This is a genomic window from Kocuria salina, assembly GCF_013368965.1.
Classification (GTDB): domain Bacteria; phylum Actinomycetota; class Actinomycetes; order Actinomycetales; family Micrococcaceae; genus Kocuria; species Kocuria rosea.
The window spans coordinates 24,475-35,683 of sequence record NZ_SSSF01000010.1; the positions used below are offsets into that span (position 1 = coordinate 24,475).

13 protein-coding genes and 1 pseudogene are annotated in these 11,209 nt (G+C 64.0%); 5 read left to right on the forward strand and 9 right to left on the reverse strand.

The window, feature by feature from the left end:
- Positions 1-8 precede the first annotated feature (8 nt).
- Together E7Z53_RS16900 and E7Z53_RS20465 are read right to left on the reverse strand one after the other, a co-directional pair.
- A pseudogene (locus E7Z53_RS16900) lies at positions 9-796 on the reverse strand (IS5 family transposase); the annotation flags it as partial.
- Between the two features lie 66 nt (positions 797-862).
- Complete coding sequence (locus tag E7Z53_RS20465; RefSeq protein ID WP_255219649.1) at positions 863-991, reverse strand: hypothetical protein; 129 nt, start codon at positions 989-991, stop codon at positions 863-865.
- Between the two features lie 652 nt (positions 992-1,643).
- Between E7Z53_RS20465 and E7Z53_RS16905 the strand changes: the two genes are divergently transcribed.
- The gene (locus tag E7Z53_RS16905) at positions 1,644-1,997 is read left to right on the forward strand and encodes a hypothetical protein (protein WP_176338306.1); all 354 of its coding nucleotides are present in this window, start codon (positions 1,644-1,646) and stop codon (positions 1,995-1,997) included.
- Between the two features lie 819 nt (positions 1,998-2,816).
- On the opposite strand, the gene E7Z53_RS16910 is transcribed toward E7Z53_RS16905, so the two are convergent.
- The 6 genes from E7Z53_RS16910 to E7Z53_RS16935 all read right to left on the reverse strand — a co-directional run bounded on the left by E7Z53_RS16910 (position 2,817) and on the right by E7Z53_RS16935 (position 7,948).
- Positions 2,817-3,122 (reverse strand): hypothetical protein, encoded by a 306-nt coding sequence (locus E7Z53_RS16910; protein ID WP_176338307.1) that lies wholly within the window; start codon positions 3,120-3,122, stop codon positions 2,817-2,819.
- 93 nt (positions 3,123-3,215) lie between these two features.
- Entirely contained in the window at positions 3,216-4,013 is a 798-nt protein-coding gene (locus tag E7Z53_RS16915) for a ParA family protein (protein ID WP_176338308.1), read from the reverse strand.
- 321 nt (positions 4,014-4,334) lie between these two features.
- Positions 4,335-5,594, reverse strand: a complete 1,260-nt coding sequence (locus E7Z53_RS16920; protein ID WP_176338309.1) for a Y-family DNA polymerase — start codon at positions 5,592-5,594, stop codon at positions 4,335-4,337.
- A gap of 14 nt (positions 5,595-5,608) precedes the next feature.
- A complete protein-coding gene (locus E7Z53_RS16925) occupies positions 5,609-6,049 on the reverse strand; it encodes a LexA family protein (RefSeq protein WP_176338310.1) in 441 nt (146 codons plus the stop codon).
- 279 nt (positions 6,050-6,328) lie between these two features.
- Positions 6,329-7,465: a hypothetical protein gene (locus tag E7Z53_RS16930; RefSeq protein WP_176338311.1), complete on the reverse strand. Its 1,137-nt coding sequence runs from the start codon at positions 7,463-7,465 to the stop codon at positions 6,329-6,331.
- A 267-nt stretch (positions 7,466-7,732) separates the two neighbouring features.
- Positions 7,733-7,948: a hypothetical protein gene (locus tag E7Z53_RS16935; protein WP_176338312.1), complete on the reverse strand. Its 216-nt coding sequence runs from the start codon at positions 7,946-7,948 to the stop codon at positions 7,733-7,735.
- A gap of 210 nt (positions 7,949-8,158) precedes the next feature.
- On the opposite strand from E7Z53_RS16935, the gene E7Z53_RS16940 reads away from it, so the two are divergent.
- From E7Z53_RS16940 to E7Z53_RS16955, 4 genes are all read left to right on the forward strand, one after another.
- The gene (locus E7Z53_RS16940) at positions 8,159-8,632 is read left to right on the forward strand and encodes a hypothetical protein (protein ID WP_176338313.1); all 474 of its coding nucleotides are present in this window, start codon (positions 8,159-8,161) and stop codon (positions 8,630-8,632) included.
- A gap of 4 nt (positions 8,633-8,636) precedes the next feature.
- Complete coding sequence (locus tag E7Z53_RS16945; protein WP_176338314.1) at positions 8,637-9,596, forward strand: hypothetical protein; 960 nt, start codon at positions 8,637-8,639, stop codon at positions 9,594-9,596.
- A 73-nt stretch (positions 9,597-9,669) separates the two neighbouring features.
- Entirely contained in the window at positions 9,670-10,212 is a 543-nt protein-coding gene (locus tag E7Z53_RS20890) for a phosphatase PAP2 family protein (protein WP_176338315.1), read from the forward strand.
- 11 nt (positions 10,213-10,223) lie between these two features.
- A complete protein-coding gene (locus E7Z53_RS16955) occupies positions 10,224-10,661 on the forward strand; it encodes a hypothetical protein (RefSeq protein WP_176338316.1) in 438 nt (145 codons plus the stop codon).
- Between the two features lie 120 nt (positions 10,662-10,781).
- Here E7Z53_RS16955 and E7Z53_RS16960 read toward each other — a convergent pair whose 3' ends face one another.
- Positions 10,782-11,126, reverse strand: a complete 345-nt coding sequence (locus E7Z53_RS16960; RefSeq protein WP_176338317.1) for an ArsR/SmtB family transcription factor — start codon at positions 11,124-11,126, stop codon at positions 10,782-10,784.
- Positions 11,127-11,209 lie beyond the last annotated feature (83 nt).

Here is an 11,209-nt window from a genome sequence, read left to right on the forward strand (position 1 = left end):
CGCTGGGCGAGTCGGCGCAGATTGATCAGTGTGACGGCGAGCAATAGCAGTGGGACCACGGTGGCTTCGGTGCGGTCGTAGCGGACGCCCAGACGCTTGAAGCGCAACAGCCAGGAGATGGTGCGTTCCACCACCCAGCGGTGCCGGCCCAGATGGGTTTTGTCCTCGATCCCGCGCCGAGCGATCCGCACCTTGATACCACGGCGGTGCAGGTATTGACGGCACCGGGGGTAGTCGTAGCCCTTGTCCGCGTGCAGCTTCTCCGGTCTCCGGCGGGGCCGGCCTGGGCGCCCGTGCCGGCCGCGCACGCCTGGGTTGGTCTCCAACAGCGGCTCGAAGAGTCGGCTGTCGTGCGTGTTCGCTCCTGAGGCCAGCACGTGCAGTGGCAGGCCGTTGGCGTCGGTGAGCAGGTGGTACTTCGTGCCCAGCTTCCCGCGGTCGGTGGGGTTCGGCCCGGTCAGCTCGCCCCCCTTTAGGCCCGCACCGACACCGCGTCGACACAGCCACGGGACCAGTCCAAGATCTGATCCCCGGAGAGCTTCTCGAGCACGACCCGGTGGAGCTTCTCCCATACCCCGGCCTTCTGCCACTGGCGCAACCGGCGCCAAGCGGTGTGCCCGGACCCGCAACCCAACTGCGGGGGAAGGTCACGCCACCGGCACCCGGTGTGCAGCACGAACAGGATCCCCTCCAGGGCGGCCCGGTCCTCGATCCGGGACCGCCCACCTGGGCCTCGAGGTGGCGGTTGGGGCGGGATCAGCGCAGCGATCAGCTCCCACAGACGATCATCGACCATCCACGACTGCGTCCTCGTCGTCATGCAGGCACTGTGAACCCATCACGGAAGACGAGCAACGACGGGTCAGGTTATGAGACCAGGTCTTAGGTTGATCTGTTGAGCGTAGGCGCGCACGGCGTTCTCGATCACGGCACGGGCGGTGCCGTCGTGCTCGGTGAGCTCTTCGATCAGATCGGAGACGTCTTGGGCCACCCGCACGCCGAGCTGGATCGTGGGTTCGCGGCGCGGCCGGCCGCGCCGCGCTTGGGCGCAGCGGCCGGGGGCTCCGCCACCGGTACCGCTTGCACCAGCGGGGTCGACACCACCGGTGTCGCGGGCTGGGGTGTGGTAGCGCGTGGGGGTGTGTAGTCGACCGGGTCGATGTGCTCATCCGGTGCCGGGCGGGGCCGGCGGCTCTGCAACGAGGCGGAACGCTCAGGTTTCTCGGTCATTGCAACACCTTCTTAGCGATCGCGGTGTAGGTATTCAGCACCCGGTGTGCGCTCATCCGGCGGGCGACCACCAGCATGAGGCGGTCGCAGGAAAGGAAGTATGGGCGGGTCACGACGTCTCGGACCAAGCACTGCCCTCACCCCGCCCATGGGCGCTAAGCATCCTTCACTCTGTTAGATCTATTAGTTCTAACAGAACGAACCGATCTAACAATCTGCGTCTGCATTCACAAGCCGCGCTGACCCTACGGCGTCAATCGGATACCGCGTGTCTCCAATGGGGCCATCTCGCCCGGGTGCCACCATGGGCCGTGACCAAGGACCAGCCCTCGAAGAAGACGTCGCGGAAGAAGCTACTCGCTACGCTGTAGAAGTCCCTGGCCTCAGGCACGCCGGTCCAGGTGCAGCGATCCGTGGAACCGCACGAGGTGCTCGAGGGCGTAGTGGTCGAGCTCGGTGGGACCTGGGTGCTGCTGGCCGGCATCCGTGACGGCGCCTATCTCAACGGCTACCACGCGCTGCGCCTCCAGGACCTGGTGCGCGTGGAGACTCATGCCACCTTCGTGCCACTCCTGCGGCGACGCCGGTCGTGGCCACCGGCAGCTCCGATCAGCTTCCTCGACCCGTCTGAAGCATGGTTGGTCATCACGGCCGGGGCGTCCCTCACCGGGGTCGTGTCCGTCTACCGGGAGGCCACCCGCCCGGGAACGCTGCTGATCGGGGGACTGGTTGAGTGGGAGAAGAAGAGCCTGCCTCTAACCGCGTGACCTTTCGGGATGGGCTCAGGAGGCTTGGATCAAAAGGGCCCCGAGCCTGTTGGAACTGTTAGATCTAACCGCTCCAACAGCGTGCCACTGTCCCCTGTTGCCCTCAATGGACGTCCATATCGGGAAGACCACGGAGAGCGACTCTCAATGTCCATAGAGCGTCACCACCACACAGCCAACCAACTCCGGGCAACCGGACCTTTACCCAGGCCGAGGGTGACAACGGCAGCACCAGACTCTTAGCTCATCCAGCCAAAGCGGGCGCCCCTAGCAACTTGGATCCACGCTTCTGCGAAAGACTGGGCGGCGAGGCGATACATGAACTGCCCGCATTAGATGCTCCCACCATTCATCAAGCAGCCCAGGCGAAGCGAGCCCCGCCAATAATGTTAGAGCGGATAGAGCTAACCGCTCTAACATTATTGGCCTGCAACCTTGACGGGGTGACATTGGAGCTTATGCCGCCACTCCCTACCTAGCCTGTCACGCAAAAGTGGGGGCGACCCACAGAGCCAGAACCTAAGTGGGGGAAGTTGGAGCCAACAGCTCTAACGAGGGACGTTATTGCGTGTAAGGTCTGCGCCTGAAGCTCTGCCCTCCGACAGGTTCAGTGGTTGGCGTAAGTTCGTTCTGATGGAACTGTTAGAACCAACATCTCTAAATGATCTCCAGTTCCTGCATAGAGAAGGGTCAAGGTTACTCCGTCGTTCGTTTTCTGCTCGATGCAGTTGCGAGAAAGTCACACATTGATCGAACGCCTTATGGGCGCTCGATCAAGCATCGGGCCACGTTGGCGGAGGCGCGTTGGCGGCTACAAGTTCACTCTGTATCGCGCATCTTCATCCGCGGGCCAGTACGCAGTCGCTTGGTGACGGGAGGGAAAGGCTTGCCGCCGTTGTGGGTGGACTCCAGATCCTGCAATCGGTCCACAAGCATCTGTTCGAGGAAGTCGCTGAATGAATCGTCCCGTGGAGCCAAAGCGTTGTAGGCAGCCCTCAGCCTGAGGTCGATTTCGGGCTCCACGTAGGGCTGGACGCGCGTCTTTCGCAGATTTGCCTTAGGGCGCTTGGGGCTGGCTTTGGCCTCGGGCTCCGAGGCGGGCGCCGGCGTGTTGCGTGAGGGCAAGGTGGATCGTCCGGCGATAGGGGATATGGGACGATCCGAGGCTGGCAGCGGAGGCGTCAAGGCCTGTCGGCGTGCTGGGCGTGCGGGCATTGGTCAGTTCCTTCCGACTCGGCTGGGCAGCAGGCGTTGGAGGTGAGCATCGTAGAAACGAACCAGTTCCTCAGTCTTGGGCAGCTCGTCCAATCCCATTCCGGCCTCTTGAGCAGTTTTCACAGCTTCGCGCTTGGGGATATAGGGCTCCAGGAGCTGGTCTCCGTAGGCTTCAGCCAGCCACAAGCGCCATTCTCGCGAGGCGATGGTGGAGGGTTCCCACAGATTGAGTAGCACCCCACGGTTGACCAGCTCCGGGTTCAGTTCCTTTTGAACTTCCTGGATGGAGGTGAAGATATGGGCGACTCCGTTGGCGGCATACAGTGCCGGCATGGTCACCACCAGCACCTGCGTGGCTGCCACCAAGGCATTGACAGTCAGAGCCCCGCGGTTAGGCGGGCAGTCGATGATCACCAAGTCGTAGCGGTCGGCCATTGTGGCCAGGTTGGCTTTCAGCCGCGAGGAGTTCTCTGGCGTTTTTGGTTTTTGAGTGAGCTCATCCTCGATGTAGGTCAGCGCCTCACCGGAAGTTGGAGCAAGATCCACGCCTTCCCAAACAGCGGGGACGATCACGTCGTCAAGCGCGTAGCGGTGCTCCGCTTCCGGATTGAGCGTGTCAGCAACCCCAAGGGCTTCCGGCTGTGGGGGCTCAGCAGCCAGTGCGGAAGTCAGATTGCCCTGCGGATCGGCGTCGATGGCCAGTACGCGCAGGCCTGCACGGGCGGCAGCTCGGGTCAGGTGGTACGTGGTGGTTGTTTTCCCGACCCCGCCCTTCTGGGCGGCGACAGCGACGATGTCCACGGGGACTCCTTGGGGCTCGGGGAAGTGATGCCAAATCATGCCTATCACAGTTAGCTCCGTTGGAACTAACAATACATAGTTAAAACTAACAGCTCCAACATTCTGGCCAGGCGTAGCACCAATCTCATACAGGAAAGCGATCAAGGGTCAGTTACCCCCAGTGATGCGGCCGACCTCAAGGCCCACTGACATCAAAGGTGACGCGTCTTCCCAGGTGCGGGTCAGGAAGGTGGCACTTAGGTTTCCCACTCTTCTCAGGCAAACGTTTCGGAGGCCCTCTGGGGCCGAGGAAACGTGCGGCAGCCCCTCCTGTGTCCTGGGTCAGCTGACGGTGCGTAGTTCCGCCCAGTCGGTCGTATACCGGGGTGACAGGTCAGCTTGCCGGTTTCGCCAGGTGGCGGGGGAGCGGGTGCCAAGCCGGCCCAGCGCCAGGGTGCCGGTGCCGAAGCGGCGGTTGACCGCGTCGACCAGCTCCCCGAGGGGTGCGGGTTGCTCGAGCACCCCGGGCAGGACGGGCGCCGAGCCCTCGGGGGCGAGGTCCGTGCAGAGGATGCCGGCGCGCATGTAGGACATGCCGTGCATGAGCTTGGGCACTAGGGCCGCCCGGGCCGCGGCCACCAAGGGTCCGGGCTCGTTGGTGGGCACGGCCAGACGCACCTGGGTGGAGACGTTGTGGGTAGGCCCAGGCCGGTGGGGGGAGGTGGTGGCGAAGACGATGAGGCGCCCTGCGACCTCCCCCTCCTTCCGGAGACGGCGGGAGGCGCGTTGGGCGAACTCCGCCACCGCCGCACCCACGATCTCCGGATCCCAGATGGGGTCCGGGAACGATCGGGAGACCAGGATCTGCTGCTTGGTGGCGACCTCGTCCTCCACTGGGATGGCGGGGAAGCCGTTGAGCTCGAGCACGGTGCGCATCTGCACCACGGAGAACTTGTCCCGGATGGCCACCGGGTCGGCATCGCGCAGGTCGGCGACGGTCTCGATACCCATCGCCTCCAGCCGTTTGGCCAGCCGTCCGGCGATACCCCAGACCTCGGTGACGGGCAGGGCCGTCATGAGCCGGTCCCAGTACCCGTCGGGGGCCTGATCCCAGTGGACCACCCCACCGGTGGCCGGCACCTTCTTCGCGGCCTCAGTGGCGATCTTCGCCCGCGTCTTCGAACTCGCAATCCCGATGCTCACCGGCAACCCGACATTGCGGGCCACCGTGGCCTTCAGCCGGCGCGCCCACCGCACCTGCTCGGCCGCGGTGCCCTCGGGTGGGAGCAGGAAGCATTCGTCGATGGAGTACACCTCCTGGCCCATCGCGTGGCGGGCCAACAGCAGCATCACCCGCTCCGACAGGTCCGCGTAGAGCTGGTAGTTGGAGGAGCGTTTGAGCAGCCCCCACCGTTTCGCGTCGGCGCGCAGCTGGAACCAAGGGTCACCCATCTTGATCCCCAGGGCCTTGGCCTCGGGGGAGCGGGCGACGACACAGCCGTCGTTGTTGGAGAGCACCACCAGCGGCTTGCCTGCCAGGGAGGGCTCGAAGAGGGCCTCGCAGGAGGCGTAGAAGTTGTTCACGTCGACCAGGGCGATCACCGTCGTCCACCAGCCTAGTGCAGTTTCCGCTGGTGGAGGTGGCGGATGCCGTAGACCACGACACCCCAGATGTGCAGGGTCGACAGGGACGGGACTTCCACGTCGGGGTAGGCCGAGTTCTCCGGGTGCAGCACGACCCGGTCGGGGCGGACGTGCAGGGTCTTGATGGTGAAGTCCCCGTCGAGGACGGCGATCACGACATCGCCGTGCCTGGGGGTCAGGGAGCGATCCACCAGAACTTCGTCGCCGGAGTAGATCCCGATGCCTTCCATGGAGTCCCCGGTGACGCGGAAGAGGTAGGTGGAGGTGACGTCTCTGATCAACACCTCATTGAGGTCGATCCGGCCGTCGTCGAAGCTGTCCTGGGCAGGGGAGGGGAAGCCAGCCGGGACGCGGACCAGGACCGCAGAGACCAGCACGGGGCGGTCAATGGTGAGCGGAACTGGTTGTCTCATGGCATCACAGTAGAACATATGTTCGATTCCCCAGCGGAAAAGGTACTCAGCTGGAGAGTCTGACGAGGACGTCGTGTCGGGCTGAGGAGGGATGGGGTGTGTTAACGGGGGGCGGGCCCGGCCAGGGGGAGTGGCTGGGCCCGTCCGTTGTTGTCCGATGGGGATCGGTCAACAGTCGGTTCTGTGGGCTCCGCGTCGCGTCGGGGGATGCGGAAGGAGTCCGTTGGTCGGAACCGATGTGTCCAGTGTAGGCCGAAGGGATGAGTTTGCATCCGCATTTTAGGCCCCGTGACGGGTGGTGTTGGTCATAGCGGCGGCTGCTTGGCCGGCGGCGATCTGGGCGGCGAAGCGTTGGCGGAACGGCTGCCGCACAGCCACCGGCTCACCATCGGACCTAACGGCCACCCCACCCATCTTGGCCACCTCGGCCTGTTGCTGGGCCTGGCGGGTGGCCTGGCGTTGGGTGGCTGCGCGGGCTTGGGCGCGGCGTTGTTCGGCTTCGGCGGCGACGCGTTGGTCGCGGGAGCGTAGGGGGGTGCCGTCGGGGTGGGTCCAGGCGCGCATGCGGGCGCCCAGCCAGGCGGCGGGGTTGTCGATGCCCTCCACGGTGAGGAAGCCGTAGCGGGTGTTCTCGGGGGTCCAGTCCAGGGCGGTGAGCACGTCGGCGATGGTCCATCCGGCTTCGAAGAACGGGCGGCACACGCTGGTGACGTGGGCGGTGGTGAGCTGGCGCAGGACGATGGCCTCGTGCTGGAGTTCCAGGGCGGCCGCCCGCTGAGTCTCTTTTCGCGCCCGACGGGTCACCCGCTTGGTCAAAGGCTCCGTCGTTGCATGACGGGGCCACAGCGGGGCTGTACGACGGCTCAGGGCGGCGACCACTTCGCGCCGCTGCGCGGCGCGCTTTCGGCTGGGTCGCGGCGTAGCCGCGTCGGTCGGGGAAAGCTCTTCGCGCGCGTGCGGGGAAAGATTCTCCCACTTCGTGGGGACCGGGGTGTCAGTTAGTTCCACAGGCTTATAGGCCGGCTGAGGGGTGCTGTGGATGAGGGCGTAGACGGGGGCCTCGCCCTGGGTGCGGCCGGTGGCGCGCGGGGTGCGCCCCGCGCTGCGGCCGGTGGCCACCACGGCCAGCAGCCCGCACTCGCGCAGATGGCGGATCGCCCGCGCCACGGTGGAGCGGGAGCGGTCGATCTTCTCAGCGACCCAGTCCCAGGTCGTGCGCCAGGTGCGCGAGGCGGGGTCCTGCTGGCGGCAGATGATCTCCACCACGGCCAGCAGGTTCGCCCGGGCATCAGCACGGATCAACTCCAGGCTGGGGTGCTCCACCACGGCCCGGCGCCAGGCGGCGACGTGCTTGGCCAGCTGGCAGCCCTTGGGCACCGCCCGCAGCACAACGGCCTTGGACTGCTCATGCTCCACCCGCACCCGCCGGCGGCGTGAGGGGAACTCCCCAGCGGCCTCGAGGGCAGCGTCAGGGGCGGAGTGTGACCGAAAATCGGCGTGACTGAGTGAAGAGGGGTCCATTTGCGGACGCGCCTCAGGTACACTAGGGGACACAACAGTCCCCTGGTATTGGGTTCATGAGGTTCCTGATTCAGTTCTGTTGAACCAGCTGTCACGAGTTTGGCGACCTGGGACAGCTGATTGACTTAGACGGCCCGCCTTGCCCGGCGGGCCGTCAGTCGTTTAAGCGGTGTTGCTGAGGGGGAGTTCTGTCTCCTGTGGGTTGTCGAGCTTGTTGGTCCTTCCCGAGTCACGCTCGATGAGCGCGCCGATGTACTCAGCCATGGAGAGCCCCACGTGAGAAGCGTTCTCTGCTGCCAACCGGTGTTGATCCAGTGTCAGGCGCATGCTGAACGGCACTTTGCGCCCGATCATCTTCGGTGGCTTGTACTCGGTCATAGCGCCAGTCTGCCACGGTAAATGCACATTTGCCCACAGCAAAGCGGCGTGTTTCCCAGCTGAAGCACATTTGCATGAGTCGCTCTACAAGGAAGCGTGAACATGTTCATGGTAGGACATGATCGGTAAGCTCTTCTACCGACATACGCACGAGCCCCACCCTTCAGGCGCGAGCCGACTCGTGCGCGCCACTCCCGGTACAGTCATGAGGTGAAAGTCCTGGCTCTCCCCCTGCGCCTTCCCAGCGTTGATCTCGACCAGTTACTACCCAATGCCTCGTCATTGAGGTCCTGGCCGGACATACACACGGCCGTTGAACGGCAGCACGGATACAAGATCAGCGTTGGACCAGCTCCGCAGAGCCTCGGTCGTTCAGTCACTGGTGTGTGGATGAGGACAGAGACGCAGTCCTACATTTTCCACGACGAGGGATGCGTACAGTCCGATGCGTTCGTCAGACACATCGTGGCGCACGAGTATGGACACATCCTGCTGCGCCACAGCGGGTGTGAACTGAGCATCGGGACGGCGTTCTCCAAGGTGGGCAAAGACAAGAACGTCCGGCAGGTCCTTGCCCGCAGCGATCGCTGGACCTCTCAAGAGAAGGACGCCGAGGCCATTGCTGTGGCCCTGGCGGCCCACCTCGCCAGTCAGCCAGACCCCGTCCTCGAGCTGTTCGGTTGAGCCTGTGCTGATTGACCTACTCAAGCCCTGCGCCGCGCTGATCCTATTTGCCATCACGCTGCTGCGCCTGCCCGTCATCTTCGACCGGTCTCGCAGCCATGCCGCTTGGCTGGGCACCATCCTGGGCGCCTTGGCCCTGTCGATCAATCCGGTCTTCATCACGGAGTACGAGGTCGATGCTGCGCTCGGTGGACACAACTGGTTCCACCTCGTACGCAACGTTCTCGTCCTGGGAGCCATGTGGTTTTTGCGGGTGGCCCTGCTGGAGGCGCTACAGATGAGTCCCCGGTTCCGGCGGCAGCGGCGTGTGGAGGCGATGATCGCGATCGTCGTCTATAGCCTGATGACGTTCTCGTTCTGGGGCATCGACAAGTCAGTGACCTCAATGGCATTTATCCCGGAGCACATCGACCAGTTACCCGCTCTGGTCTACGGCACGGTCTACATGGCCGCGGCTGCGGGGTTGATGTTTGATACCTCCCGGCGTGTACTCGGTGGACTGCGAGAAAAGCGCCGGCGGCCCGCCCGGGTGCAGGTGGCACTGTCCTTGGTGTGTGCGGGGGCGCTGAGCATGGGTATCGCCTCAGTGATCGAGTGTCTCTACATGGCCGCAGATCATTTTCATGCTGCTGACAGCCGGTTCATCACGGTCACGCATGCGGCCTTCGGGCCGTTGTACCTATCCGGGGCCGGCTTGGTGGCTGTGGGCCTGTTTGTGCTGGCATTTTCGGCAGCACTGCGGCGTTGGCATTTCGGCGATCGCTACCATTTAGGTCGCCTCGTGGCGGAGCGCCAGGGGAGGGTGGGCCACGGCCTCGCCGTAGCGGCCCGCAGTCGGCAACCCCGGCAGGATCTCTACAAGGCCATGATCGCCGCTTACGATGCCGAATCCCGTGGGGACATCCCTCCCTGTCCCAAGAGGAACAAGATGATGGAAGCCGTGGAGGCTCGCTTTGGTAGTTAGTACAGCAACAACGACCGAACACCGTGCCCGGAAGATCGCTGTTGCGTTCAGCGAGGCGTTTCAACCTCCTCTGGTGCTTTCCGCCTTATTTGTGACGATGCCTTCCCTGGTCCAGGGAGCAGGGCTTGCCGGAGTCCTGTGGGGATTTTTAGGGGCGTGTGCAATCTGCCTGATCCCCTTCGCGGTAGTCATCGTCCTGGCCCGTCGAGGTGTCCTGTCTGACCATCACGTCAGCGACAAGAGGGAACGTGCCCCCATCATGGCCGCCACCTTCGCGCTGGCGGCGCTCTATATGATGGCTTTGTTGACGTGGCAAGGTCCATCAATTTTGCTCGCTCTCGCTGTGGCTTTCGCCTCCGGGATGGTGGGGCTGATCATCATCAGCCCGTGGTGGAAGATCTCCGGACACGCCATGACAGCAGGAAGTGTGGCAGCCATTGCCACGTTGTCATGGGGCCTGTGGGGGCTGTTGGCCATCCCGGTATGTGCCTTCGTGTGCATCAGCCGGGTGGTGTTGCGCGCCCACACCGCCAGTCAGGTGATAGCTGGGGCGACTTTCGGCGTGGCCGTCATCGGAGGCATCTACGCTGTGACGTACCGACTTCTAGTCGGGTAGAGGGAGCAGGCATGGAACAGGACGAGCGGACCCCGCAGCAGGTCCTGGCCAATAAGGTCAATTTGCTGCTCGACGCCCTGCCCGGCGAGGACGGCAAACCCCTGAACTTTCCTGCGATCCAGGCTGGCTTGCGGGAGCGGGGTGTCGCTTTGGGGCGCACCAAGTGGTACTACCTCACCACCGGTCACCCAGCTCTCCGCACCGACCGCGAGCTGCTGAGCGCCATCGCTGATCTATTCGGTGTCGATCCTGGATTCCTCATGCACGAGGACGGACCCTTGCCCGACCAGGTCGAGCGGGAACTGAACATAATCATTTCCATGCGCCGCGCACAGGTCCGTGATTTCGCCATGCGCGCCCTCGGGGACATCGACCCCGCAGGACTTCAGGCCATCCTTGACGTGATCGAAAAGAACGAGAAGTCGTCTGCGGACGAGACACCCCAGTAGCCACTCCCTCTCGTTGTGATGCCGCTTCGGGTACCCCTATAGTTAGCCATGAACACGTTCATGAACAGGTTCACGAACCATTAGATGGGGCGGTCACAGAAGGGAGGTTCTAGTAAGGCTTCAGGGCACCACTGCGCCCTTATCGGACATGCCCCCAAGCGCGTATTCCGCGAGGGCGGATAGCAACTTCTCTAAGTGCACCTGGTTCGCGTAGTACAGCATGGGGCGGCCCCGTCCGCACTGCGCCTCTGCTTTGACGGCACCTACGGCCTCGAGCTCGGTCAGCTGGGCACCGATGGTTTTGGCTGGGAGTCCTGTTTGGGCCACCAGTTCCGCGCGTAGTGCCGGCCCGTGCCCGAGGGCATGGATGATCGACAGCCGGACGGTGTTGCCGAACACCTTGGCGGCTTGAGCGACGAGTTCGGACTGGCCTGCGGGACGGACTATGGACGGCACAAAAGCCATTGTGGCGCACCCGCACTGAACACCCGACTCCGCACCCCTCAACCAGCAGCTTCCAACACTCCTTGAAGGACTCTTATGGCTGC